Source organism: Ramlibacter sp. (assembly GCF_035655895.1).
In the GTDB taxonomy this organism is placed as follows: Bacteria; Pseudomonadota; Gammaproteobacteria; order Burkholderiales; family Burkholderiaceae_C; genus Ramlibacter.
Genome location: NZ_DASRTN010000008.1, coordinates 31,235 through 55,076, shown reverse-complemented (window position 1 = coordinate 55,076; position 23,842 = coordinate 31,235). Strand labels below are relative to the sequence as shown.

The following is a 23,842-nucleotide window of genomic DNA, read 5'->3' as shown; positions in this document are numbered from 1 at the left end:
GTGCTACATCCGGAACACGCCGAACTTCGGCTCGCCGATCGGCGCGTTCAGCGCGGCCGACAGGCCGAGCGCCAGCACGCGGCGGGTGTCGGCCGGGTCGATCACCCCGTCGTCCCACAGGCGCGCGGTGGCGTAGTAGGGGTGCGACTGGTGGGCGAACTGGTCCAGCAGCGGCTGCTTGAAGGCGGCTTCTTCCTGCGCCGACCAGCTGCCGCCCTTGGCCTCGATGCCATCGCGCCGGACGGTGGCCAGCACGCTGGCGGCCTGCTCGCCGCCCATCACGGAGATGCGCGCGTTCGGCCACATCCAGAGGAAGCGCGGCGAGTACGCGCGGCCGCACATGCCGTAGTTGCCGGCGCCGAAGCTGCCGCCGATGATGACGGTGAACTTGGGCACGCTGGCGGTGGCGACCGCCGTGACCATCTTGGCGCCGTGCCGCGCAATGCCCTCGGTCTCGTACTTGCGACCCACCATGAACCCGGTGATGTTCTGCAGGAACACCAGCGGCACCTTGCGCTGGCAGCACAGCTCGATGAAGTGGGCACCCTTCTGGGCCGACTCGCTGTACAGGATGCCGTTGTTGCCGATGATCCCCACCGGCATGCCCTCGATGTGGCCGAAGCCGCACACCAGCGTCGTCGACGCGCCGCCGGGCGTGCCGCCCCAGCGCGACTTGAACTCGTGGAACTCGGAACCGTCGACGATGCGCGCGATGACCTCGCGCACGTCGTAGGGCTTGCGGCCGTCCTGCGGCACCACGCCGTGCAGCTCGGCCGGATCGTGCCTCGGGGGGCACGGCTCGCGCAGTGCCACCGGCGGCACCTTGTCGCGGTTGAGCGTGGCGATCGCCTGGCGCGCCAGCGCCAGCGCGTGTAGGTCGTTCTGGGCCAGGTGGTCGGCCACGCCGGACAGACGGGTGTGCACGTCCCCGCCGCCCAGGTCCTCGGCGCTCACCACCTCGCCGGTGGCGGCCTTCACCAGCGGCGGCCCGCCCAGGAAGATGGTCCCCTGGTTCTTCACGATGATGGTCTCGTCGCTCATCGCCGGCACGTAGGCGCCGCCGGCGGTGCACGAGCCCATCACCACGGCGATCTGGGCGATGCCCTGCGCCGACAGGTTGGCCTGGTTGTAGAAGATGCGGCCGAAATGGTCACGGTCGGGGAACACCTCGTCCTGGTTGGGCAGGTTCGCGCCGCCGGAGTCCACCAGGTAGATGCACGGCAGGCGGTTCTGCATCGCCACCTCCTGCGCCCGCAGGTGCTTCTTGACCGTCATCGGGTAGTAGGTCCCCCCCTTCACCGTGGCGTCGTTGCACACGACCATCACGTCCCGTCCGCTCACCCGGCCGATGCCCGCGATGAGGCCGGCGCAGGGTGCGTCGCCGTTGTACATGTCGTGCGCGGCCAGCGGCGCCAGCTCCAGGAAGGGCGTGCCGGGGTCCAGCAGCATCTGCACGCGGTCGCGCGGCAGCAGCTTGCCGCGCGCGGTGTGCTTGGCCCGCGCCGCCTCGCCGCCGCCGGCCGCGGCCTTGGCGACCTGCGCCCGCAGGTCGTCGACCAGCGCGCGCATGGCCTGCGCGTTGGCCTGGAACTCGGCCGAACGTGGATTGAGTTGCGTCTGCAGAACGGGCATGTCTCGATGTTCCTGGTGGACCTGGCCGGCGCGCGCGGGGCGGCGCTGCCCCGGCAGCGGCACTGCCGCGCCGCAGCGCAGCGGCGACCCCCTGCCGGATGGCCAAGCCTACGCCAGCAACGCGTCGCCGGGTCTGCCCGGCGGGTTGCAAATCCTGCCACACTCCAGGCGATGCCCGCCGCACGCCAGGAGCCCCACGCCAGGACCCCGGCGGCGGTCACGCCGATGGCGTTCGCCCAAGCGATCGTGGCGGCGTACCGGCGCCGGGGCCGCAGCCCCGACGAGGCACTTGCCCTGGCACAGATCACGCCAGCGCAGCTGCGCCAGCCGCAGGCGAGGATGACCGCGCGCCAGATGGAGCGACTGTCCGCAGCCGCCATGGAAGAGCTCGACGACGAGGGCCTGGGGGCGTTCGGGCGCCGGCTGCCCTGGGGCAGCTACGGCATGCTGGCGCGCGCCTCGCTCGGGGCGCCCGACCTGGGCACGGCGGTGCGGCGCTGGTGCCGGCACCACGGCCTGCTGACCGACGACATCCGGCTGGAGCTGGCCACGGCGGGGCCGGTGGCCGCCGTCACGCTGCGCGAGCTGCGCCCGCTGGCGGCCGAGGTGCGCGAACTCGCCATCGCCTTCATCCTGCGCAACATCCACGGCCTGGCGTGCTGGTACGTGGACTCGCGCATCCCGCTGCGCGGGGCGCTGTTCCCGTTCCCGGCGCCGCCGCATGCCGAGGCGTATGCCCACATGTTCCCGGGCGGGCCGCTGCTGTTCGGGCAGCCCGGCGCAGCCATCCGCTTCGATGCGCGCTACCTGGCGCTGCCGCTGCGGCGTGACGAGAAGGCGCTCGGCCAGCTGCTGCGGCACCGGGCGCTGCAGCTCACGGTGCTGCAGTACCGGCGCGACCGGCTGCTGGTGCCGCAGGTGCGGCAGGCGCTCGCCGCCGACCCCGGCCGTGCCCACAGCGCGCAGGACCTCGCCGTGCTGCTGCACGTGTCGGTCCGCACGCTGCACCGGCAGTTGCGCGAGGAAGGCGCGAGCCTGCAGCAGCTGAAGGACGAGGTGCGGATGGAACGCGCCAAGGACCTGCTCTATCGCACGGCCAAGCCGATCAAGCAGGTCGCGGCGGCGGTCGGCTTCCGCAACGACAAGAGCTTCGCCCGCGCCTTCCGGCTGCACGTCGGCGTGACCCCGGGGGACTTCCGCGAGGCCGGGTGACGACGCCCGCCGCGGCGGTGCGGCCGCGTCCGACACGTTGGCGCACCGGTCTGGCAAGTCGGGAAGCCTGCTGACAACCCTGCCGACGATGATGCATTTGCATCGGCGCGGAAAGCAGCATGAACACGACCGGCACGGCCAACCTGGCTCGCGCGACCTCCGGCGACGCGGCGCAGACCGCCGGCACGGTCGGCGACTTTGTCGACGCGGCCGCCGGTCCGCAGCCGCCGGACCTGGCCGCCGGCGCGGCGCGCCTGGCCGGCGGCGGCGACGTGGTGCTGTGGTCGGTCGACACGAGCATTCCCGCGCTCCCCGGCTACCGGACCCCGTCCATCCACCTGCGCGTGGTGGGCGCCGACGGCACCTTGCGCAGTGGCGAGGCGTTCGTGTTCAGCGATGACGCGACCGGCCAGCCCCTGGCGCCGGCCCGGGCCGGCACGTTCACACCCCCGGGCTGAGGCGCGCGCGACCCGGGGCGCTCAGACGTGCCCCGGGGCCGCGGCAGCACCCGCCGGCGGACGCTGCTCGCGCAGCAGCAGCCCGCCGAACCCGGCGGCTGCGAGCGCGAACAGCGCGCCCACCGCGAACGCGAGCTGGTAGCCCCCGTTGAGCGCCTGCGGTGCGGCGGCGCCCGCGATCGCCAGCCCCTGGGTGCGGGCGGCGGCCAGGCTGGCCAGCACGGCCAGGCCGAGCGACCCGCCCATCATGAAGGAGGTGTTCACCACGCCCGAAGCGAGCCCGGCATCGGCTGGATCGACGTCGCTCATCGCGGCCAGCAGCACCGGGTTGAACGCGATCCCCGCACCGAGTCCCAGCAGCAGCATGCCCGGCAGCACGTCGGCGGCGAAGCTGCCGCCGGCTGGTGCCCGCGCGAACAGGGCCAGTCCAACAGCGGCCAGCAGCAGCCCGCCTGCCAGCGGCAGGCGCAGCCCGAAGCGCAGCACGATGCGCGCCGACAGCCCCAGCGAGAACAGCGCCATGATCAGGTTGGCGGGCAGGAACGCCAGCCCGACCTGCATCGGCGTGTAGCCCAGCACGAGCTGCAGGTACAAGGCCGAGATGAAGAACCAGGCGAACATCGCCGCCGCCCACAGCACGCCCACGGCGTTGGCGGTTGCCAGGTTGCGCAGGCGGAACAGCGACAGCGGCACCAGCGGCGCCGCGACCCGCGACTCGACCGCCAGGAAGGCCGCCAGCAGGACCGCCGCGGCACCCAGCAGCCCGAGCGTGCGCGGCGATCCCCAGCCCGCCTCGTTGCCGTTGACGACCGCGTAGACCGCCAGCACCAGTCCCAGCGTCACCGTGGCGGCACCGGCCCAGTCGAGGCGTCCGCCGGCCTGGCGTTCGCCGCCGGGAATCAGCCACAGGCTCAGCGCGCAGACCGCGGCGCCGATCGGCAGGTTGACCAGGAAGATCCAGTGCCAGCTCAGCTCGCTGGTGAGCAGCCCGCCCAGCAGCACGCCGATGCTTCCACCGCCGGCGCAGACGAAGCCGTACACGCCCATGGCCTTGGCGCGCTCGGCGGCCTCGGTGAACAGGTTCATGATCAGCGAGAGCGCGACGGCCGACACCACCGCGCCGCCGAGGCCCTGCACCGCCCGCGCGGCGACCAGCACGAGTTGCGAACGGGCCAGGCCGCAGGCCAGCGACGCCAGCGTGAACAGCACGATGCCGGCGAGGAACACGCGGCGGTGACCATACAGGTCGCCCAGCCGGCCGCCCAGCAGCAGGAAGCCACCGAAGGTCAGCATGTAGGCGTTGACCACCCAGACGAGGGTGGTCTCGCTGAAGCCGAGATCGCTGCGGATGGAGGGCAGCGCCACGTTCACGATCGTCGTGTCCAGCACGATCATCAGGACGCCGAGGCACAGCACCAGCAGGGCCCACCAGCGGTTGCGGGAAGCAGTCATGTCGATCCTTGTTGTTGAGGGTTGCGGGGCACGACGAACGAAGCGCCGTCGAATCGACAACCCGGCAGTGCGACCGGCCGGTCGCGACGGAAACTCATCTGTAGGCGCGAACTATGATGCCGCATGAGCACGCGCCCAGCCACCGAACCCTTCCTGCAGCAGGGGGGCCGGATGGGCGAATTGATGCGCGGGCACGACTGGGCCGCCACTCCGCTCGGGCCTGCGCACACCTGGCCGCAGTCGCTGCGGACCGCCGTGGGCCTGATGCTGCGCTCGCGCCAACCGATCTACGTGGCCTGGGGGCCGCAGCTGGTCTCGCTCTACAACGACGCCCACGTCCCGATCTGCGGCCGCAAGCACCCGCACGCGCTGGGCCGCCCCATGGCCGAGGTCTGGCAGGAGGTCTGGGACTCGCTCGGGCCGATCACCCAGGCCTGCCTGCGCGGCGAGGCGCAATCCTTCGAGAACATGCCGTTCGAGCTGGCCGGCCGCGACGAGCCCGGCACCAGCTATTTCAGCTTCTCGCACACGCCGCTGCTCGACGATGACGGCCGTGTGGCCGGGATCTTCTGCGCAGCGGTCGAGACCACCGCGACCGTGAAGGCGGCGCACCGGCGCGAGGACGAGGCGCAGCGGCTGCAGCGGCTGTTCGAGCAGTCGCCCGGCTTCATCTGCACCTTCCGCGGGCCGCAGCACGTGTTCGAGTTCGCGAACGCCGCCCACCGGCAGCTGTTCCCGCGGCCCGACGTGGTCGGCAAGCCGGTGCGCGAAGCCTTCCCCGAGCTCGAGGGCCAGGGCTTCTACGAACGGCTCGACGAGGTCTTCCTCACGGGCCGGCGCCACGTGGCGCGCGGCGTGCCGGGAACCTTCCGCGGCACTCCCGACGACCCGCAGCCGCGCCGGCTCGTGCTCGACTTCATCTTCGCCCCCGTCCTCGACGACGAGCAGCGCGTCACCGGCATCTTCTGCGAAGGGCACGACGTCACCGAGGCGCACGCCGCACGGCAGGCGCTGCGCGAGAAGGAGGAGCAGCTGCGGCTGGCCACCGAGGCCGCGGAAGTGAGCTTCTGGGATGTCGACGTGCGGGCCGGCACCCTGTACTGGCCGCCGCGCCTGCGCGCCATGTTCGGTATCGCGGGCGACGGGCCGGTCACGCTGGACGACTTCTTCGCCGGGCTGCACCCGGACGACCTGGAGGCCACCTCGCGGGCGTTCGCCGCCGCGATGGATCCGGCGCGGCGGGCCCGCTACGACGTCGAGTACCGCACGGTCGGCCGGGACGACGGCCTGGTGCGCTGGGTGGCGGCCAACGGGCGCGCCTTCTTCGACGACGCGGGCCGCTGCGTCCGCGTGCTGGGCACGGCGATCGACATCTCGGAGCGCAGGACGGCCAAGCTCGCGATGGAAGTCGCCCTGGAGGCCAGCCGGTCCGGCACCTTCCGCTGGGACATCCGCACCGACGGCCTGTGGTGGGACAAGGCGCTCGACAAGCTGTTCGGGCTGGCGCCCGGCCAGGCGGTCCACAGCCTGGAGCAGTTCGTCGCGATGGTCCATCCGGACGACCGGGCCGCCGTGGTCGCCCAGTGCGCCCGCTGCCGCGACGAGGGTGTCGATTTCGAGATGGAGTTCCGCGCCGTCCATCCGGACGGCACCGTGCGCTGGCTCTACGACCGCGGCCGCACCTTCCTGGATGCGAACGGCCGGGCCGAGACCATGACCGGCGCCTGCGTCGACGTCACCGACCGCAAGCGCGTCGCTGCCGCGCTGCGCGAGAGCGAACGGTTCTACCGGCGCACGCTCGAGTCGCTCCCGGGGATGGCCTTCACGGCCGACGCGGACGGCACCTGCGACTACCTCAGCATGCAGTGGGAGGCCTACACCGGCGTCCCGACGCAGCGGCTCCTGGGACGCGACTGGCTCGGCTCGCTGCACGCGGACGATGCGCCGCGCGTGGCCAGCGCCTGGAACGAAGCGGTGCGCAGCCGCACCAGCTTCTCGGCCGAGTACCGGCTGCGCCGCCACGATGGTGCGTACGAGTGGTTCCAGGCCCATGCCCGGGTCATCGGCGCGTCGGACGAACTGCCGATGCGCTGGATCGGCAGCGTGCAGAGCATCCAGGCGCTGAAGGAAGCCGAGGCCCGGCTGCTCGCGCGCGAGCGCGAGCTGCACAGCCTGGCGGACAACTCGCCGGACGTGATCGCCCGCTTCGACCCGCAGCTGCGGCACGTGTTCGTCAACGCGGCGCTGGAGCGCCTGACCGGGCTGCCGATGGCGCTGTTCCTCGGCCGCACCAACCGCGAGCTCGGGATGCCGGGGGCGCTTTGCGAACAGTGGGACCGCGCCATCCTCAAGGTGTTCGAGGAGCGGCGGCCGGTCAGCATGCAGTTCGAGATGGAGCACGCGACCGGCGTGCGCCACCATGCCAGCCGGCTGGTGCCGGAGATCGACGAGGACGGCCGCGTGGGCCACGTGCTGGGGGTCACGCGCGACATCACCGAGGCCTGGCATGCGCAGGATGCGCTGCGCCGCGCCAACCGGCAGAAGGACGAGTTCCTGGGGACCCTGGCGCACGAGCTGCGCAACCCGCTCGCGCCGCTGCGCACCGGCCTGAGCCTGCTGCAGCGCGGCGGCGGCACGCCGGAGGAACAGCGCGTGCGGCAGATCATGGACCGGCAGATCGACCACATGGTGCGCATGGTGGACGAACTGCTCGATGTCGCGCGCATCAGCCAGGGCAAGGTGGTGCTGCGGCGCGAGCCGCTGCGGGTGCAGATGCTGCTGGAACACGCGGTCGATGCCTCGCGTCCGCTGCTGGACGGCCACGGACACACGCTGGTGTGGACCGGCGCCGACCCGCACTGGTCGGTGCACGGCGACATCACGCGCCTCGTGCAGGTGGTCTGCAACCTGCTGAACAACGCGGCCAAGTACACACCGCCCGGCGGCAGCATCCGGCTGGCGGCGGCCCTCGACGGGCCGGACGTGCTGGTCACCGTGGAGGACGACGGCATCGGCATCCCGCCCGAGCAGCTCGCGGGGGTGTTCGACCGCTTCGTGCAGGTCGAGCAGCACCGGGAACATGCGCAGGGCGGCCTCGGCATCGGCCTGAGCGTGGTGCGCTCGCTGGTGGAGATGCACGGCGGGCGCGTCGAGGCGCAGAGTGCCGGCCCGGGCAGCGGCAGCCGCTTCCTGGTCTGGCTGCCCCGCGTGCAGGCACCGGTGCAGCCCCCGCCCGATGCCGGCGGGACCCGCCCCGTCGCGGCGGGCCCGCGGCGCACGGTCCTGATCGTCGACGACAACCGGGATGCGGCCGAGACGCTGGGCATGGTGGTCGAGATGTCCGGCCACGCGGCCCACCTGGCCGGCGACGGGCCCACCGCTCTCGAGCTGGCCGCCGCGCACCGGCCGGCGCTGGTGTTCCTCGACCTGGGCCTGCCGGGCATGAACGGACTGGAGGTCGCCAGCCGGCTGCGCCAGCTGCCGGGCTGGACAGGCATCCTGGTGGCGCTCACCGGCCGCGGGACCGAGGAGGACCGGGCCCGGACGCTGGCCGCGGGCTTCCACCTGCACCTGACCAAGCCGGTCGACGTGCACGCGGTCGAGCAGAGCCTCGCCGCGCTCGCCGGCGAACCGGCGGCCTCGCGGCCGTGAGCCGTGAGCCGTGAGCCGTGAGCCGTGAGCCGTGAGCCGTGAGCCGTGAGCCGTGAGCCGTGAGCCGTGAGCCGTGAGCCGTGAGCGGGTTGCGGTGGCGGCGGCGTGGTCGCGAGCGCGCAGCCGCGCCTGACACCGCGCGGGGCAGGCCCGGCGCACCGGCGCGAAGGCCTGCGGCGGCTGCGCGGCAGTGCCAGAATGGGCCGATGACCGCCGACATCTCCCCCGTCCTTGAAGTCCTTCCCCGCGACCTGTCCGCCTACCGCCAGGGCAACACCGGCATCCCCTACGTGCACCGGTTCGACTCCGGCCGGCCCGGCCCGCACGTGCTGGTCAACGCCCTCACGCACGGCAACGAGATCTGCGGCATGGTGGCCGCCACCCACGTGCTCGAACGGGGCCTGCGCCCGCTGCTCGGCACGCTGACGGTGAGCTTCGCCAATGTGGCCGCCTACGAATCGTTCGACGCCGACCGGCCGTTCGAGAGCCGCCAGCTCGTGCACAACCTCAACCGCGTGTGGTCGCCCGAGTGGCTGGAAGGCGGCGAGGACAGCCCCGAGCTGCGCCGCGCGCGCGAGCTGCGACCGGTGGTGGCGGCCGCCGACCACATCCTCGACCTGCACTCCACCTCGCAGGACGTGGAGCCGTTCTGGGTCTACCCGGCGTTCGCGCGCAACGCGCAGGCAGCGCTGGCCATCGGCCGGCCGTCGGTGCACCTGGTGATGCCGCGGGGGCTCGGCTCCGGCACGCCGCTGATCCAGCACGGCCGCCATGGCGATGGCACGAGCGACGCCGGCGTCGCGCTGGTGGCCGAATGCGGCCAGCACTTCAAGCGCGCCACCGCCGACCTGGCGGTCGAGGTCACCCTGGACTTCCTGGCGCACTTCGGCCTGATCGAGCGCGAACTCGTGGCCACCAGCACGCCGCAGCGCCGCTACGAACTGCTGCAGACCTACGTGATCCGCACGCCGGAGTTCCGCTTCACACGCCCGCTGGTGGGCTTCGAGACCTTCGCGGCCGGCGAGCTGGTCGCCACCGACGGCGACGCGGCGTTGCACGCGCCGGAGGACTGCACGGTGCTGATGCCGGCGCGCGTGCCGATCCCCGGCCGCGAAGGCTTCTACCTGGCACGGAAGCTCTGACGGCCGCAGGCCCATGCGTGCGCTCGACTTCAGCTCCTGGCAGGCGCTGCTGACCACCCTGCTGGGCCTGGTGCTGGTGACGCTGGTCATGGTGGGCCTGCGCCTGGTGGTGATGCAGACCATGCAGCGCCGCCGCGAGCGCGAGAACCGGCAGATCAACGAGCGGCTGCGCACGCTGATCGCCGCCTACAAGACGCTGGGCGGCTCCTTCACCGGCGAGCTCGCGGTCGATCCCACCCACCTGCGCGACCTGGTGCGTGCCCAGCGCCTGGCCGAGGAGGCGCCCGGCGCCGACGACGCCGACGGGCACGAGCCCCCCGGCGCCGAGCGCCGCCGGCGCATCCGCGACGCGGTGGAAGCGGCGTTGTCGGACGTGATCCTGCTGGGCACCGCGGACCAGGTGCGGCTGGCCGTGGCCGCGGCCAACGACCTGGTCGCCGGCCGGCCGGTGGAGACCGCCGACCTGGTGTTCGCGCTGCGCACCTTCATCCGCGAGGCGCTCGACCTCGATCCCCTGCCCGGCCTGGAGATCCCGCGCCAGGGGCCCGCGCGGCCGGCCGGCGGCGGCACGCGGGGCGGCCCCCGCGGAGCACGCCAGGAGGGCGGCCCGGGCCGCGCCACCGGCGGTGCGGAGAACCGGGGCGGTGCAAGAGGCGGGGCGAGTGGCGGCGGCGGAGCGGCCGCGGGCGGCGGCGCGGCGGGCCTGGGGGCCGGCCTGGTGCTGCAGCCCGACCCGGACGAGCCCGCCGCGCGCTAACGCAGGCGCCTGGGGGCCGTTACTGCAGGTGCCCCGGCAGCCACAGCGACAGCGCCGGGAACGCGCACAGGATGACCAGCCGCAGCACGTCGACCGCGATGAAGGGCATGGTGCCCTGGTAGATGCGCCCGAGCGTGATGTCCCTCGCGATGGAGTTGATCACGAACACGTTGATCCCGACCGGCGGGCAGATCATGCCGAAGGTCACGGCCATCACCACGATCACGCCGAACCACACCGGGTCGAAACCCAGCTGCATCATGGCCGGGAAGACCACCGGCACCGTCAGCAGGATCATGGCCAGCTCGTCCATCACCGCGCCCAGGATGAAGTAGCCCACCATCACCAGCGCGAGCACGCCATAGGCCCCGACCGGCAGGTGCACCAGCAGGTCGACCGCTTTCTGCGTGAACTGCGTGATGGTGAGGAAGTAGCCGAACAGGAAGGCGCCGATCACGATGGTCATGATGGCCGACGACACCCGCAGGGTGTCGATCAGCGCCGCCTTGATCTCGGCGATGCCCAGCCTGCGGCGCAGCACGCCGATGGCCAGCGTGCCCGCCGCGCCGATGCCTGCGCCTTCCTCCACGGTGAACAGGCCGCCGTAGATGCCGCCCAGCACGAACGCGAACAGCAGCAGCACCGCCCACAGGTCGCGCAGGGAGGCGAACCGTTCGCGCCAGCTGTGCAGTTCCCCGCGCGGCATGGCCGCCGGCCGCAACCAGCCGATCAGCTGCACGACCAGGAAGTAGAAGGCGATCGCCAGCAGGCCGGGGATCACGCCGGCGGCGAACAGCTTCTTGATGTCCGTCTCGGTCATGATCCCGTAGAGCACCAGGATCACCGAGGGCGGGATCATGATGCCCAGCGTGCCGCCGGCCGCCACCAGGCCGGCGGACAGGCCCGGGTGGTAGCCGGCGCGGCGCATCTCGGGCAGCGCCACCTGCGCCATCGTGGCGGCGGTGGCGACCGAGGAACCGTTGATGGCCGCGAAGCCGCCGCACGCGGCCACCGAGGCCATCGCCAGCCCGCCGCGCAGGTGGCCCAGCCAGGCCCGGCCGGCCTGGAACAGCTCGCGGCTCATGCCGGACCGCGACGCGAACGACCCCATGAGGATGAACATCGGGATGACGCTCAGGTTGTAGTCGGTGACCACCGAGAGCGGCACGTTGGCCAGCAGGTTCAGCCCGGGCTTGAGCCCCGACAGCGCCGAGAACCCCAGCACGCCGGCGATGCCCATCGCGACGCCGATGGGCACCCGCAGCGCCATCAGCCCGAACATGCCGACAAAGCCCAGCAGGGCGACCAGATCACGATCCATGGGACTCCCGCTCCGCCTCGCTGGGCAGGGCTTCGGGTTGCAGCAGGTCGGCGCGACCGCGCCAGAGAAGGACGATGCGGACCACCGCCAGCACCGCGGCCACGCTGGCGCCCAGGGCGGCCACCGCGTAGAACCAGACCAGCGGCAGGCGCAGGTCCATCGTGCCCTGGGTGCCGGTGCCGGCGACCTTCACCCACACCATCCAGGCGAGCGGCGCCAGGAAGGCGGCCGCGATCAGCGTGGCGGCCAGGTCCAGCCAGCGGCGCCCGCGGTCGCCCAGGTGCTCCCACAGCAGGTCGACCCCGATGTGGCTGCCGTAATAGGTGGCCAGTGCCACGCCCCAGAACAGCGCGATGCCCTGGAGCATGCGGGCGCCGTCGAACCAGTCGGGGATCTGCACGCTGAACAGGTCGCGCAGCAGCACGTTGCCCGCGGTCAGCAGCGCGATGGCGAGCAGGAACAGGGCGGCCACCGTCTCGGTGGCCGACAGCACGCGCCGCATCAGTTGGCCTTGCGGGCCTCGAGCTCCTTGCGCAGCTCCGAGAGGGCCTGCTGGCCGTTCACGCCGGTCTTGTCGACGCTCTGCACCCACTGGGTGTAGACCGGCTCGGCGGCCTTCTTCCACAGCTCGATCTGGGCGGGCGTGACCTTGACGATGGTGTGGCCCGGCGACTTCTCCAGCTTGGCCTGGCCGCTGTCCTCGAAGTCGCCCCAGGCGGCACCGACCCGGGCCGCCCACTCGTTGCTGCAGTGGTCGTCGATCACCTTCTTCTGGGCCGGGCCGAGCTTGTCGTAGAAGCCCTTGTTCATCACCCAGGCGAAGTCGGACGCGTACATGCGCATGTCGCTGTGGTACTTCACGGCCTTGTCGATGCCGAAGCTGATGACCGAGTCCCAGGGGAAGGCCAGCGCGTCGGCCACGCCCTTCTCCAGCGCGTCGCGCGCCTCCGGCGCCGACACCTGCACGTTGGTGGCACCCAGCAGCGACATGAAGGCGGCGTTGGTGCCGTTGGACGAGCGGATCTTCATGCCCTTGAGCTGGGACGGCTCGGTGATCGGCTTCTTGGCGTGCATCGTGCCGACGTGCAGGTGGGCGAAGCACAGCTTGACGTCCTTCATCTCGGCGGCCGCGTACTTGCGGTACCAGGCGTCGAGCGCGGCCGAGCCGGGGCCGGGCTTGCCCACCAGGAACGGCAGCTCGCCGGCGGCGATCAGCGGGAAGCGCCCGGCCTGGTAGCCGGGGTTGGCCCAGGTCACGTCGGCGATGCCGTCGCGTGCCATGTCGTAGTGGTCGGCGGCCTTGCCCAGCTGCTGCGCGGGGAACAGCGCCACCTTGATGGTGCCCTTGGAGGCGGCCTCCACCGACCTGGCCCAGGGCTCGAAGCCCGTCTTGGCCAGCGAATGCGTGGGCGGCAGCCAGTGCGCGAACTTCAGTTCGACCGGCTTGTCCTGCGCCGGCGAGGACACGGCGGCGGCAGCCAGCGCGACCGGTGCGAGGAACTTCAGGAACGAGGCGGCGCGAGAGGTCAAGGCGGTCTCCTTTTGGTTATGAACACGAACCAAACTGCATGTTGACGCGGTCGCGCCGCGCCCGGAACGGTGTTTTCCCGTGCGCCCCGGCACCCGCCGCGGTCATCGTGCGCACCGGCTGCGCGGCCGCGCACCGCCGCCTAAGCTGGCGCCATGGAGCTGCGAGTGGATTGCCGGCTGTCGCCGGCCGGCGAACGGACGCCGCAGGTGGTGTGGTTCGGCAGCCGCCCGGTGGCGGTGCAGGCGGTCGTCGACCGCTGGTACGGCCGCGAGCACCAGTGGTGGAAGGTCGACACCGCCGAGGGCGCGTACATCCTGCGCGAGGATGCCGAAGGCGCTTGGGACCTGGCGGCGGTCCCGCACGCCTGAGCGTCCGCGCGTCCGACGCCGCCCCCGGCCGGAGGCGGCGAGGGTCAGGCCTGCGGGGCGCCCCCGGCGGCCCCAGCCGCGTGCGCCACCGGTGGCGTGGCCGCCGCGGGTGCGGCGGCCGCGTCGGCCTGCCGGTCCGGAATCGCCTCGGTCCAGCCGGCGACGTCTTCGGGCGTCATCGTGCTGGCGGGCGTGAGGCGCCCGTCCACGTAACCCAGGCGCTGCACGTCGAACAGGTACTGCTCGCGCGACAGCAGGGTCCCCGCGCACACGCGTGCGTCGGCGGCAGGCGGCTGCCGCGTCTCGGCCGCCAGGCGTGCGACCAGCTGCTCCATCAGCCAGGCCGGCACGCGGTGCCGCTCGCCCGGGTAGATGAACCCGAACAGGGTCAGGTGCGCCAGCAGCACGCGCCAGTGCGCCCCGAACCGGTCCAGCAGGCCGCGCCAGTCCATCTGCTCCGCGTTCGCCTGCAGCAGGTGCGCGATGTCGGCGCCGTCGTAGCGCTCGCGCTCCATGATGAAAGCCTTGGACAGCAGCGAGTCCTCGGCGTTGGCGATCAGCACCGGCACGCCCAGCACGTCGGCCTGTGCGTTGTCGCGGAACCAGCGGTCGTCGACCGGCGTGACGCCGTTGCCCGAGTTGAAGATCAGGTCGATGAAGTCCTCGCCGGCGTAGACCTTGGCCAGCCAATGGGGATAGGTGAGCTCTGCGCGCCAGCCCTGGGCCTGCATCAGGGCAGCGACCCGCTCGTAGTGCTCGCGGCGGATGAACAGGTCCAGGTCCTTGGTCGAGCGGCGGATGCCGGTGAAGCACGCGTGCGCGAACGCGCCGCCCACCAGGAACGGCACGCCGGCGTCGACCAGCAGCCGCAGTGCGCGGCTGTAGAACGCCGCCGTGTCGGGTGGCACCTCGTCCTCGAGGGACGGCGCGAGATGGGCGGAGTTCATGAGATCGCAAGGCCCCTGGGACGACGGACACCTCAGCGTAGCGGCAGGCGTGCGGCCGGGCACGAGGACGACCGACCCCGACCGCGTCAGCCGATGCCTACAGCCCCCGACGGCGGATGGCCGATGCGCCGGATGCGCCCGGCCGGGCAGGATGGACACTCCATCTCCAGCCATCGCCTCCATGCCCGCTCGCGCCCTTCGCCTTCCGGCGGCCCCCCGGCCGTGCCCCGCCCTCCTTGCACGGCGCCTGGCGGGAGCCTGACCGATGGCCAAGTCCGGCACCCATGTCCGCTTCGCCGCCGTCGGCGACATCCACGTCAACAAGGATTCCGCCGGCAGCCTGCGCTCGTTCTTCGCACAGGCCTCGGAGGCGGCCGACGCGCTGCTGCTGTGCGGCGATCTCACCGACTACGGCACGGCGGAGGAGGCGCGCGTGCTGGTCGAGGAACTCGGCGCCGTCTCGGTGCCGATCGTCGCCGTGCTGGGCAACCACGACTTCGAGTCCGGCACGCCCGAGGTCGTGTGCAACGCCCTCACCCGCGCCGGCGTGCGGGTGCTCGATGGCGAGGCCTGCGAGATCGAGGGCGTCGGCATCGCGGGGGTCAAGGGCTTCGCCGGCGGGTTCGGGCGCGGCTCGCTGGGCGCCTGGGGCGAGCCGGCCATCAAGCAGTTCGTGCAGGAGGCGCTGCACGAGGCGATGAAGCTGGAGTCCGCGCTGGCGAAGCTGCGCACGCCGCGCCGCATCGCGTTGCTGCACTACTCGCCAATCGCCGGCACGGTGGCCGGCGAACCGGTCGAGATCTTCCCGTTCCTCGGCAGCAGCCGGCTGGAGGAGCCGCTGCTGCGCTATCCGGTGGATGCCGTCTTCCACGGGCACGCGCACCGCGGGGCGCCCGAAGGCAAGACGATCAACGGGGTGCCGGTGTTCAACGTGGCCAAGCCGCTGCTGCAGCGCGCACGCCCCGGGCAGCCGCCCTTCCGCCTGTTCGAGGTCCCGCGCGAGGCCGCCCCGCCGGCGGGCGACACCGACGCCGCGGTGGCGCAGCCCCGGGCGCCCACCATCGCGTGATGCGCGACCCCTACTGCTCGTAGTTCTCGACGGTGCCGACGTCGCGCACGGTGGCGCCGTCCGGGTCCTGCCCGAATTCGCGGCGGGCGCGTCGCTGACGCAGCAGGTCCCAGGCCTGGTCGAGCTGTTCGGTCACGTGCCGCAGGCGCTCGGCCGTCTGCTCGGGATCGGCGCCGGACGCGAGCAGCTGGTGCTCCTCGTCGACGAGCTGTGAGATGTGGTCGAGGATGGTCTTGTCGTCCATGGGAACTCTCCTGCGGGCGGGGCCGGCCATCCTACGCCCGGCCCGGGGTTCCGTGGGGCTGCACCGCGCGGCCGCACGAGCCGGTGCGCGATCCGCCGTCGTGGCGGGCGGTTCCGGCGCGGCCGGTGGCGGTCACTGCTGGCGGGTCTCCTGCGGCAGCGGGTACAGGAACTCGGGCCGCAGCTCCGGGATCCCGTTCGGATAGAACCGGCTGGGCGGCAGCGACTGCCAGGCGGTCTCCTGCGCCGGCGCGGCGGCCGCACCGAGGGTGCCGGTGGACCGCCGCGCGGTCACGGCCGGCGCCCGCTTGCCGCCGGGGCGGCCCGGTGCCGCGCCGCGGACACCGGCACGCACCGGCTTGTCCTTGGCGAGCTTGGCGCTGCGCGCCGCCGTGCGCGGCTTGGCTGCCGGCTTGCCCTTGGCCGCTGCCTTGCCCCCGCCCTTGACGACGGTGGCTTTGGCGGCGGGCTTGTCCGCCTGCTTGGCCGCGCCAGCCTGCGGCACGGCCAGCGCCAGTGCCGTCGCCAGCGCCGCGCTCCACGCCGCGTTCCGAACCCGTGTGCCTGTCGATGTCTGCATGGCCGTCTCCTGGAACCGTGGTCTCATGGAACGATGTTCTTTGTTCCCATTTGCGCAACCCGTAGGACGGCGCCCGGCGCGTTCGTCGGGCGGGGGCCGACGCCAGGCGTCCAGCGGCCGCCGCGGCTGCCGTGGACGGCGGTGCCGATGACGGTGCCGGCGGCGCGCCTGCCCGACGTCGAGGCTCGGCGGCAGGCTGCGGCAGTTCGGATCGCGCCGGGGCCCCAGCCGCGGCCGCCTGTCAAGGTCCGGGGTGCGACCGGCGACAGCCGCGCGCCGGATTTCACGCGCCACAGGAAACAGGATGAACCAGCGACCGGACCGCCCGGCCGCGGGGGCAGAATGCGAGCCCCGCATCTCATCCATTTCGCAGTTCGCATGCCCCTGTTCAAGAACATCGTCGTCTACCGCATCGGCCCGGAATGGACCCCGCCGGCATTCGACCGGCTGGACGCCGAGCTCCAGCGCCTGGCCTTCGTCCCCTGCCAGCCCACGCAGGAGCACTCGGCCGGCTGGGTGCCGCCGCGCGGGAAGGAGCACGGCGCCCTGGTCGAGATCGTCGGCGGCCAGTGGATCCTGAAGCTGATGGTCGAGCGCAAGGCGGTGCCCGGCGGTGCGGTGCGCGCCGAACTGGAGGAGCGCTGCCGCAAGATCGAGCAGGAGCGGGGCCGCAAGCCCGGCCGCAAGGAGAAGAACGAGATCAAGGAAGAGATCGTGCACAGCTTCCTGCCGCGCGCGTTCAGCAAGCGTGGCTCGCATTCGCTGTGGATCGACCTGGAGAACCGCGCACTGGTGGTGTCCGCGGGCAGCCTCAAGGCCGCCGAGCCGGTGCTCAAGCCGCTGGTCGACCTGATGGCCGAACTGGGGCACGTCATGCCGCTCGCACCGCTCAACACGGCCACGTCCCCGGCCACCGCGATGGGCGAGTGGCTGACCACCCGCGAGGCACCGGCCGGCTTCACCATCGACCGCGACCTCGAACTGAAGAAGCCGGGCGAGGAGAAGTCGGTGGTGCGCTACGCCCGCCACAGCCTGGAGCTGGACGAGATCGGCCAGCACATCCAGGAGGGCAAGCTGCCCACCCAGCTGGCGATGACCTGGAACGACAAGGTCTCGTTCGTGCTCACCGAGCACCTGGGCATCCGCAAGATCGACATCCGCGACGTCGACGATGCACCCAAGGGCGAGGACGGATTCGATGCCGACGTGGCGATCGCCACCGGCGAGCTGTCGGCGCTGCTGCCCGACCTGCTGGCCTCGCTCGGCGGCGAGCTGGCGCACGGCGAGGCACCGACCCTGGCGCCGGCGCCGGCGCCCGCCCCTGCCGAGGTGGCGGTCGCGGCCTGAGCTGCACGCGCGGCACGCCACCCGCACCGGCCCCCGCGGAACCAGCCGCCGGGCCGGGCGGTGGCCGGCGGCAACAAGCCGTAGCGGCCCGCCCGCCCGGCCGGCCCAGGCCCTAGAGTGGCAGGGTGCACCTGGCACCCGATCCCCCGCTGCCCATCCCCGTCCACGCCGGGGGCACCGGGGCTGCGCCGCTGGGTTTCCGCAGCGGACAGCTGGAGGCGCTCAAGTGGATCGCGCTTGCCTCGATGCTGGTCGACCACCTGGGCCGCCACCTGCTGGGCATCGGCCAGGAGACCTGGGTGTTCGCCGCGGGGCGGCTGGCCTTCCCGCTGTTCGCCGGCGTGCTCGGCATGAACCTGGCCCGGCCGGGCGACCGGTCGGCGCGGGCGTCGCGCACGACGCGCAAGCTCGTGCTATGGGGGGCCGTCGCGGTGCTGCCCTCGGTCTGGGCGCGCGGCCAGCCGGCGATGGTGAACGTGCTGGCCACCCTGGCGCTCGGCGTCGCCATCGTGTGGGTGCTCGAGGCGGGCGGCCCCGTCCTGCCGCGCCTGCTGGGCTGCGTGGTCGCGGGCGCGGCCGGCCAGTTCGCCGAATTCGGCACCGGCGGCGTGCTGCTGGTGCCCGCCGTGTTCCTGGCGTGCACCCGGCCCGGCCTGGCCCTGCCGGCGGCGCTGCTCTTCCTGTGCACGGCCTGGCTGAACGCGCAGTACGGCGGACTGTGGGGACTGCTTGGCACGCTTGCCGCCGTTCCCGTCGTCCTGCTCGCGCGGGCCCTGCCGGTGTCGGCACCGCGCTGGCCGGCCCTGTTCTACGTCGGGTACCCGGTGCACCTGGCCGTCATCGGGTGGCTCAGGAACTCCGGCGTCGCGCTGCCCTGGAGCTGACGAGAGCGCCCGGCCCGTGCCGATCGGAACTGTCCGACACGCGGAAGGCCGCGGCGGCGGCACGCCGGGCCGGCCGAGCCGGTTAGCGTCGCAGCTGCTTCAAGGATGCCTCGCGATGAACGTCGAAAAACCGGACACGATCAAGCGTTTCGATGACCCCCATCCGCTCTTCCCGGGCGAGCACTGGGTCGACCTGGCCGGCGGCATCGCCGCCTGGCTGCTCACCCGCAAGCACCCGTCGCTGGCGGTGCGCACGCTGGGCACCTTCCTCGGCGCCACGCTGGTCGCCCGTGCGGCGCACGGCCGCCACACGATGAGCAACGTGATGCGCTGGACCCCGATCGGCGGCGGCATCCAGCGCTGAGCGGCCGTCCGCACCCGGCACGCGCCAGCGGGGCGTTCGCGCACCCGGCGCGCGCCAGCGGGCCGTCGGCCCACCCGGCCCCGGCCAGCGGCGTCAGCGCGCCGTCGCCAGCTGCAGGGTCACCGCCACCGACCTGCGCGCGGCGGGGCCGCCCGTGTCGCCGGCGGGCGCCGCCGCACCCTCGGGCGGCGCCACCGCGACGCGCTCGCCGGCCACGCCGTCCTGCCGCAGCGCCGACGCGATGGCCTGCGCGCGCTGCGCTGCCAGCGCTGGCAGCGCATCCTGCGCCAGGGGCTGGGCCTGCTCCAGGCGCCGCTGCAGGTCCCGGTAGAAGCCGACCGCGTCGGCCACCTGCGGCTCGCCCTGCACGTGGTTGCGGATGCGCCGCCACACCGGCACCGGTGCGCCCGCCGCGCCGCTGGCCTCTCCCGCCGGCCGCCGGTTCTCGGCCGCGCGGCGCGCCTGGTCCAGCGCGGGCTCGCCGAAACGTTCGGTGAAGAGCCCGCGCAGGGCGGCGCGCACGGCGCCGTCGTGGACGTCCAGCGGGCCCGGCGACTCGCCCGGCTCCAGCCGCAGGCCGGCGCGCCGCACGATCTCGCCGCGCAGCGCAGACGACCGCAGCGCGGCGCCGTCGGCAGCCTCGTCGTAGCGGCCCGGCACCGACAGCCGCAGTGCCTCACGCCGGCCCAGCAGGCCCGCAACCTGGCGCAGCTTCTCGCGCTCCGGCGGCAGCAGGCGCGCGCTGCCGGCATCGAACGCGATCGCGTCCAGCTGCTCGCCCCCGACGCCCAGCAGGTTGCCGAGCGCACGCAACGGCGAGGCCACCACGCGCGCGAGCACGTTGCCGATCGCCTTCCACAGGACGGCACCGTAGTTGAACTGCGGATCGTTCAGGTCGCCGCTCACCGGCACGCCCAGGTCGATGCGGCCCCTGGCGTCCTTCAGCACCGCGATGGCCAGCTCCAGCGGCAGCTGCAGCGCGTCCGGGCTCTCGACGCGCTCGCCGAGCGTGAGCCGCTCGATCACGACGTGGTTGTCCCCTTCCAGCCGGCTGTCGCGCAGCCGGTAGCGCAGGTCCAGCGAGATCCGCCCTTCGGCGATGCGGTAGCCGGCGAACTTCATCGCGTACGGCGAAGCCGGCACCAGGTCGACGTTGCGGAAGACGACGTTGACGTCGGTGCTGTCGCGCGGCGAGAACGGGTTGAGCGCGCCGCGGATGCGCGCGAGCCCGGCGTCGTCCACGCGGCCGTCCAGCTCCAGCCGGCTGCGCGCGTCGCGGGCCGACGACACGCCGGTGACGACGCCGTTGAGCGCGAAGATCCGGGCGCCGAACTGCGGTCGCAGGCTGCGGTCCTGGAAGTCCAGGCGGGCGTCCTGCAGGCGCAGCCGGCGCACCTGCACGGCGAACGCCTCGCCGGTGGCCGCCCGGGCGTCGTCCGCGCGGCCGTCCATCTCGTCCAGCCGCAGGCCATCGACCGCCATGCTGCCGGCGTACCGCAGCACGGGCGGCTTGCCCACCGGCAGCGCCGCCTCGATCCGGCCCTGCGCGCCGAGCGTGCCGGCCACCAGCTTCAGGCGCAGGTGACGCGCCAGCAGCGGCTGCGCGACCGGCAGCGCCAGCTGCCGCAACTGCAGGTCGGCCTGCAGCGCGCGCGTGCCGGGCGTGCCGGTGCCGCGCAACGCGAGCTCGCCGCCCTCGCGCAGGCGCAGGCTGGCCTCGAAGCGGATCGGCCGCGCCGGATCGGTGCCCACGTCCTCCAGCCGCAGCGCCAGGTCCTGCACCTGCGCCCGCAGCCCGCTGACCTGGTCCTCGACATCCACCGCCGCGCCCCCCACGGCCACCTCGCCCGCGCGCAGCGACCACGGCTTGATGGCAGCCGGATCCACGGAGATCGGCTGGCGCGGCGCCGTCTCCGGCGTGGTGCCCGCGGCACGCGCCAGCAGCGACTGCAGGTCGAGCCGGCCCTGTGCGTCGCGCAGCACCCGCCACCGGCCGCCTTCCAGCGCGACGCGATCGAGGCTCGCGCGGCGCTCCCGCATGTCGACGCTGACGCCGCTGGCGGCCGCGCGCGCCAGCGTCAGCGGCGGCCGGCCTTCCTGCGAGACGGCGATCCCGTCGGCCTGGAGCGCGCCGCGTGCCAGCCGCCACACGGTCGGCCCCGCGCCCCCGGACGCAGCGAGCGCCGCCGCCGCATCCAGACGGCCGACCGCCAGGGCCACCGGCGGCTGCGCCGATTCGTCGAGCGCGTGCACGGCCAGCCGTTCGAGCTCGATGCGCTGCACCTCCAGCGTCCAGGGCTGGGCGGGCGCGGCAGCCTGGCCGGCCGGGGCCGCCGCGGGGCCGCGCGGCGCCAGCAGCGCCGCCACATCGACCGAGCCGTTCGCGTCGCGCCGCAGGTCCAGGCGGCCATCGGCCAGCCGCACGCGCGCGATCGTCCCCTCGCGCCGCAGCAGGTCGGCGGCGACGCCCTCCAGCGCCAGGTGCGACAACGAGGCGATGCGCTTGCGGCTGCCGGCCGGCGCCAGCGCCAGCGCCTCCACCGCGGCCCGGGCGCCTTCCAACCGCAGCGCCCAGCGGCCCTGATCCTGCGCGAAGCGGTAGGGCAGCGTGGCCGAGAGGCGGCCGTCCTCGAAGGTCGCGCCGACCTGGCGCTGCAGGTAGGCGCCGAGCGAGCGCAGCGGCAGGCCTTCGATGGTCACCTCGCCGCGGCCCTGCAGCGGCGCGAGCGACGCCTCGCCGCGCCAGCGCAGGCGGCCCCCGCCGCCCGCCTCGGCGGTGAGCGTGTACGACTGGCTCTCGTCGGGGAGCGTGCTGAAGCGGCTGAAGCGCAGGTCGATCGGCGCCAGCTCGTCCCGGTAGCCGGCGCGCTGGTCGTCCCACGCGAGCCGGCCGCGCGTGAGCGCCAGGTCCTCCACCACCACGCGTGGCAGGCCGGCGCCGTCGACCCCGGACGGCGGGCGGTGGCGGCGCAGCGTCGCCACCAGGTCCGCGACGTTGAAACGGCCATCCGGCGCGACCGCGAGACGGACCTGCGGCGCATCGACGTGCAACTGCCGCAGCGTCCAAGCCCGGTGCCACAGGGACCGCCAGTCCAGATCCGCCACCAGCTCGCCGACCGCCGCCAGCGGTCGTCCGTCGGCTTCGGCCAGCTGCAGCTGCCGCACCTGCAGGCGCAGCGTGAACGGGTTGAAGCGCACCTCGCCCACCGATGCCGGACGCTCCAGCCATGCCGCCGCGAGCCGGGGCACCTGCCACTGCAGCAGGGCGGGCACACCCCAGAAGCCGGCGACGGCATAGACGGCCAGCAGGACCACCGCCATCGACGCCCACCATTGCCACCTCGTCCGCATCGGGGCAGGATAGCCAGCGCACCGTCGCCGGACGGTGACAGACCGCAAGTCCGGGCGGACCGCACCAGCGGATGCGGCCGATCGTCAACAAGACCTCGACAGGAGACAAACCCATGAACGTCCATCCCGCACGCGTGTTGCTGCGCGGCCTGCTCGCGCTCGCGCTGGGCCTTGCGCTCGGCGTCGGCGCAGGCGCCCAGACCCGGCCCAAGGTGCTGACGACGGGCATCGACCGGCCCGCCTCGTCGCTCTACATCGGCAACAGCTTTTTCTATTACAACAACAGCTTGCATGGCCACGTGAACCAGCTGGTGCTCGCCGGCATGGGGGGCTTTCGCCACCGCGCGACGTCCGTGACCATCAGCGGCTCGGGCTTCGACTGGCACGACGTGGACTCGTACTTCCGGCCCGACGCCGTCGGCACCTACTCCTTCGACGCGGCGAACAACGTGGTCTTCAACAAGCCCGGCGAGCGGCTGTTCGACCTGGCCATCCTGATGGACTGCAGCCAGTGCCCGCTGCATCCGCAGCTCAAGGGCAAGTTCCGCGAGTACGCGAAGCGGCACGCCGACACCGTGCGCAAGCATGGCGCCAGGCCGGTGTTCTTCATGTCCTGGGCCTACCAGGACGTGCCCGCGATGACGGACGAACTCGCGCAGGCGTACACGCAGGCGGGCAACGACAACGAGGCCTTCGTCATCCCGGCCGGCCTGGCCTTCGCACGGTCGGTGGCGGCCCGGCCCGAGCTCAACCTGTACGCGCCGGACAAGCGCCACCCGAGCCTCGCAGGCACCTACCTGGCCGCCTGCACGACCTACGCGTCGCTGTTCCGGCAGTCGCCGGTCGGCTCGGCCTACACCGCCGGCCTCGACCCGGCGGTGGCACGCCACCTGCAGACCGTCGCCTGGGACACCGTGCAGGCGTACCACGGCCAACGGACGGCCGATTCGCGCTAGCCGGCCGCGCCGGCCCTCAGGCGCGCAGCCGCGCCGCCGCCTCTTCCGCTCCCATCCGCTGGGCCGCCTCGGCGGCGTTCATGCCGGCAGCATCGCGGTGGGCCGGCTGGGCGCCGCGCGCCAGCAGCAGCTCGATGATGTCGAGCCGGTTGAACATCGCGGCCGTCATCAGCGCGGTGCGGCCGTCGGGGCCCTGCCCGTCGACGTCGACGCCATGGTCGAGCAGCGTGCGCACCACCTCCAGATGCCCCTTGAATGCCGCACCGGCCAGCGGGGTCTGGCCCCGGTCGTTGGCCAGGTCCGCATCGCCGCCGGCGCGCAGCAAGGCCGCGGCCAGCGCGGCATGGCCGTGGTAGCAGGCCAGCATCAGCAGGCTGTCGCCGTTCTCGTTGCGCAGGTTGGGCGGCAGCCCCTGGTCCAGCAAGGGCTGCAGGGCGGCCACGTCGCCGGCGCGCACCCACTGGAAGACCTGCCGTGCCATGCGCAGGGTCTCCGCGTCGAGCACCGGCCGGTCGCGGAGGGTGGGGTCTTGGCTCATCAGTTGTCCTGCGGCCCGCCGTGGGCCGTTGGGCGATCA

Annotated in this window: 21 protein-coding genes; 11 read left to right on the top strand and 10 right to left on the bottom strand. The window is 73.2% G+C overall.

Features of this window, described 5'->3' with window-relative positions; genetic code table 11:
- Positions 1-3: 3 nt before the first annotated feature.
- The gene (locus VFE82_RS09865; protein WP_325000137.1) at positions 4-1,632 is read right to left on the bottom strand and encodes a carboxyl transferase domain-containing protein; all 1,629 of its coding nucleotides are present in this window, start codon (positions 1,630-1,632) and stop codon (positions 4-6) included.
- 171 nt (positions 1,633-1,803) lie between these two features.
- Between VFE82_RS09865 and VFE82_RS09860 the strand changes: the two genes are divergently transcribed.
- Positions 1,804-2,844, top strand: a complete 1,041-nt coding sequence (locus VFE82_RS09860; protein ID WP_325000136.1) for an AraC family transcriptional regulator — start codon at positions 1,804-1,806, stop codon at positions 2,842-2,844.
- A gap of 119 nt (positions 2,845-2,963) precedes the next feature.
- Positions 2,964-3,302, top strand: coding sequence for a hypothetical protein (locus VFE82_RS09855; RefSeq protein ID WP_325000135.1), 339 nt, complete (start codon positions 2,964-2,966; stop codon positions 3,300-3,302).
- A gap of 21 nt (positions 3,303-3,323) precedes the next feature.
- Here VFE82_RS09855 and VFE82_RS09850 read toward each other — a convergent pair whose 3' ends face one another.
- A complete protein-coding gene (locus VFE82_RS09850; protein WP_325000134.1) occupies positions 3,324-4,754 on the bottom strand; it encodes a DHA2 family efflux MFS transporter permease subunit in 1,431 nt (476 codons plus the stop codon).
- A gap of 123 nt (positions 4,755-4,877) precedes the next feature.
- On the opposite strand from VFE82_RS09850, the gene VFE82_RS09845 reads away from it, so the two are divergent.
- From VFE82_RS09845 to VFE82_RS09835, 3 genes are all read left to right on the top strand, one after another.
- The gene (locus tag VFE82_RS09845; RefSeq protein WP_325000133.1) at positions 4,878-8,405 is read left to right on the top strand and encodes a PAS domain S-box protein; all 3,528 of its coding nucleotides are present in this window, start codon (positions 4,878-4,880) and stop codon (positions 8,403-8,405) included.
- Positions 8,406-8,611: 206 nt separating this feature from the next.
- Entirely contained in the window at positions 8,612-9,547 is a 936-nt protein-coding gene (locus VFE82_RS09840; RefSeq protein WP_325000132.1) for a succinylglutamate desuccinylase/aspartoacylase domain-containing protein, read from the top strand.
- A 13-nt stretch (positions 9,548-9,560) separates the two neighbouring features.
- Positions 9,561-10,304 carry a hypothetical protein gene (locus tag VFE82_RS09835; RefSeq protein WP_325000131.1) on the top strand — a complete coding sequence of 248 codons (744 nt, stop codon included), beginning with the start codon at positions 9,561-9,563 and terminating at the stop codon, positions 10,302-10,304.
- Positions 10,305-10,323: 19 nt separating this feature from the next.
- Here the strand turns inward: VFE82_RS09835 and VFE82_RS09830 are convergent, their stop codons facing one another.
- From VFE82_RS09830 to VFE82_RS09820, 3 genes are read right to left on the bottom strand one after another with little or no spacing between them, the layout of a single operon-like run.
- Positions 10,324-11,625 (bottom strand): TRAP transporter large permease, encoded by a 1,302-nt coding sequence (locus VFE82_RS09830; RefSeq protein ID WP_325000130.1) that lies wholly within the window; start codon positions 11,623-11,625, stop codon positions 10,324-10,326.
- The gene (locus VFE82_RS09825) at positions 11,615-12,127 is read right to left on the bottom strand and encodes a TRAP transporter small permease (RefSeq protein WP_325000129.1); all 513 of its coding nucleotides are present in this window, start codon (positions 12,125-12,127) and stop codon (positions 11,615-11,617) included. The genes VFE82_RS09830 and VFE82_RS09825 overlap by 11 nt, the downstream gene beginning before the upstream one ends.
- On the bottom strand, positions 12,127-13,155 hold the full coding sequence (locus VFE82_RS09820; RefSeq protein WP_325000128.1) for a TRAP transporter substrate-binding protein: 1,029 nt from the start codon (positions 13,153-13,155) through the stop codon (positions 12,127-12,129). The genes VFE82_RS09825 and VFE82_RS09820 overlap by 1 nt, the downstream gene beginning before the upstream one ends.
- 153 nt (positions 13,156-13,308) lie before the next feature.
- On the opposite strand from VFE82_RS09820, the gene VFE82_RS09815 reads away from it, so the two are divergent.
- Positions 13,309-13,524, top strand: a complete 216-nt coding sequence (locus VFE82_RS09815; protein WP_325000127.1) for a hypothetical protein — start codon at positions 13,309-13,311, stop codon at positions 13,522-13,524.
- A 44-nt stretch (positions 13,525-13,568) separates the two neighbouring features.
- Here VFE82_RS09815 and VFE82_RS09810 read toward each other — a convergent pair whose 3' ends face one another.
- Positions 13,569-14,471, bottom strand: coding sequence for a nucleotidyltransferase (locus tag VFE82_RS09810; protein WP_325000126.1), 903 nt, complete (start codon positions 14,469-14,471; stop codon positions 13,569-13,571).
- A 265-nt stretch (positions 14,472-14,736) separates the two neighbouring features.
- On the opposite strand from VFE82_RS09810, the gene VFE82_RS09805 reads away from it, so the two are divergent.
- A complete protein-coding gene (locus VFE82_RS09805) occupies positions 14,737-15,540 on the top strand; it encodes a metallophosphoesterase family protein (protein ID WP_325000125.1) in 804 nt (267 codons plus the stop codon).
- Between the two features lie 10 nt (positions 15,541-15,550).
- On the opposite strand, the gene VFE82_RS09800 is transcribed toward VFE82_RS09805, so the two are convergent.
- Positions 15,551-15,784, bottom strand: a complete 234-nt coding sequence (locus VFE82_RS09800) for a DUF2630 family protein (protein WP_325000124.1) — start codon at positions 15,782-15,784, stop codon at positions 15,551-15,553.
- Positions 15,785-15,916: 132 nt separating this feature from the next.
- Positions 15,917-16,363 carry a hypothetical protein gene (locus tag VFE82_RS09795; protein ID WP_325000123.1) on the bottom strand — a complete coding sequence of 149 codons (447 nt, stop codon included), beginning with the start codon at positions 16,361-16,363 and terminating at the stop codon, positions 15,917-15,919.
- A gap of 378 nt (positions 16,364-16,741) precedes the next feature.
- On the opposite strand from VFE82_RS09795, the gene VFE82_RS09790 reads away from it, so the two are divergent.
- The 3 genes from VFE82_RS09790 to VFE82_RS09780 all read left to right on the top strand — a co-directional run bounded on the left by VFE82_RS09790 (position 16,742) and on the right by VFE82_RS09780 (position 18,958).
- Positions 16,742-17,710, top strand: a complete 969-nt coding sequence (locus VFE82_RS09790) for a recombination-associated protein RdgC (protein WP_325000122.1) — start codon at positions 16,742-16,744, stop codon at positions 17,708-17,710.
- A 125-nt stretch (positions 17,711-17,835) separates the two neighbouring features.
- Complete coding sequence (locus VFE82_RS09785; protein ID WP_325000121.1) at positions 17,836-18,594, top strand: TraX family protein; 759 nt, start codon at positions 17,836-17,838, stop codon at positions 18,592-18,594.
- Positions 18,595-18,709: 115 nt separating this feature from the next.
- The gene (locus tag VFE82_RS09780; protein ID WP_325000120.1) at positions 18,710-18,958 is read left to right on the top strand and encodes a hypothetical protein; all 249 of its coding nucleotides are present in this window, start codon (positions 18,710-18,712) and stop codon (positions 18,956-18,958) included.
- 93 nt (positions 18,959-19,051) lie between these two features.
- Here the strand turns inward: VFE82_RS09780 and VFE82_RS09775 are convergent, their stop codons facing one another.
- Positions 19,052-22,309 (bottom strand): DUF748 domain-containing protein, encoded by a 3,258-nt coding sequence (locus VFE82_RS09775; RefSeq protein WP_325000119.1) that lies wholly within the window; start codon positions 22,307-22,309, stop codon positions 19,052-19,054.
- Between the two features lie 113 nt (positions 22,310-22,422).
- Here VFE82_RS09775 and VFE82_RS09770 point away from each other — a divergent pair, with 113 nt between their 5' ends.
- The gene (locus VFE82_RS09770; protein ID WP_325000118.1) at positions 22,423-23,265 is read left to right on the top strand and encodes a hypothetical protein; all 843 of its coding nucleotides are present in this window, start codon (positions 22,423-22,425) and stop codon (positions 23,263-23,265) included.
- A gap of 16 nt (positions 23,266-23,281) precedes the next feature.
- Here the strand turns inward: VFE82_RS09770 and VFE82_RS09765 are convergent, their stop codons facing one another.
- Entirely contained in the window at positions 23,282-23,803 is a 522-nt protein-coding gene (locus VFE82_RS09765; RefSeq protein ID WP_325000117.1) for an ankyrin repeat domain-containing protein, read from the bottom strand.
- Between the last annotated feature and the right edge of the window lie 39 nt (positions 23,804-23,842).

Coding starts and splice junctions, on each gene's coding strand:
- VFE82_RS09865 (WP_325000137.1), bottom strand. CDS start 1,632: ATGCCCGTTCTGCAGACGCAACTCAATCCACGTTCGGCCGAGTTCCAG.
- VFE82_RS09860 (WP_325000136.1), top strand. CDS start 1,804: ATGCCCGCCGCACGCCAGGAGCCCCACGCCAGGACCCCGGCGGCGGTC.
- VFE82_RS09855 (WP_325000135.1), top strand. CDS start 2,964: ATGAACACGACCGGCACGGCCAACCTGGCTCGCGCGACCTCCGGCGAC.
- VFE82_RS09850 (WP_325000134.1), bottom strand. CDS start 4,754: ATGACTGCTTCCCGCAACCGCTGGTGGGCCCTGCTGGTGCTGTGCCTC.
- VFE82_RS09845 (WP_325000133.1), top strand. CDS start 4,878: ATGAGCACGCGCCCAGCCACCGAACCCTTCCTGCAGCAGGGGGGCCGG.
- VFE82_RS09840 (WP_325000132.1), top strand. CDS start 8,612: ATGACCGCCGACATCTCCCCCGTCCTTGAAGTCCTTCCCCGCGACCTG.
- VFE82_RS09835 (WP_325000131.1), top strand. CDS start 9,561: ATGCGTGCGCTCGACTTCAGCTCCTGGCAGGCGCTGCTGACCACCCTG.
- VFE82_RS09830 (WP_325000130.1), bottom strand. CDS start 11,625: ATGGATCGTGATCTGGTCGCCCTGCTGGGCTTTGTCGGCATGTTCGGG.
- VFE82_RS09825 (WP_325000129.1), bottom strand. CDS start 12,127: ATGCGGCGCGTGCTGTCGGCCACCGAGACGGTGGCCGCCCTGTTCCTG.
- VFE82_RS09815 (WP_325000127.1), top strand. CDS start 13,309: ATGGAGCTGCGAGTGGATTGCCGGCTGTCGCCGGCCGGCGAACGGACG.
- VFE82_RS09810 (WP_325000126.1), bottom strand. CDS start 14,471: ATGAACTCCGCCCATCTCGCGCCGTCCCTCGAGGACGAGGTGCCACCC.
- VFE82_RS09805 (WP_325000125.1), top strand. CDS start 14,737: ATGGCCAAGTCCGGCACCCATGTCCGCTTCGCCGCCGTCGGCGACATC.
- VFE82_RS09800 (WP_325000124.1), bottom strand. CDS start 15,784: ATGGACGACAAGACCATCCTCGACCACATCTCACAGCTCGTCGACGAG.
- VFE82_RS09795 (WP_325000123.1), bottom strand. CDS start 16,363: ATGCAGACATCGACAGGCACACGGGTTCGGAACGCGGCGTGGAGCGCG.
- VFE82_RS09790 (WP_325000122.1), top strand. CDS start 16,742: ATGCCCCTGTTCAAGAACATCGTCGTCTACCGCATCGGCCCGGAATGG.
- VFE82_RS09780 (WP_325000120.1), top strand. CDS start 18,710: ATGAACGTCGAAAAACCGGACACGATCAAGCGTTTCGATGACCCCCAT.
- VFE82_RS09775 (WP_325000119.1), bottom strand. CDS start 22,309: ATGCGGACGAGGTGGCAATGGTGGGCGTCGATGGCGGTGGTCCTGCTG.
- VFE82_RS09770 (WP_325000118.1), top strand. CDS start 22,423: ATGAACGTCCATCCCGCACGCGTGTTGCTGCGCGGCCTGCTCGCGCTC.
- VFE82_RS09765 (WP_325000117.1), bottom strand. CDS start 23,803: ATGAGCCAAGACCCCACCCTCCGCGACCGGCCGGTGCTCGACGCGGAG.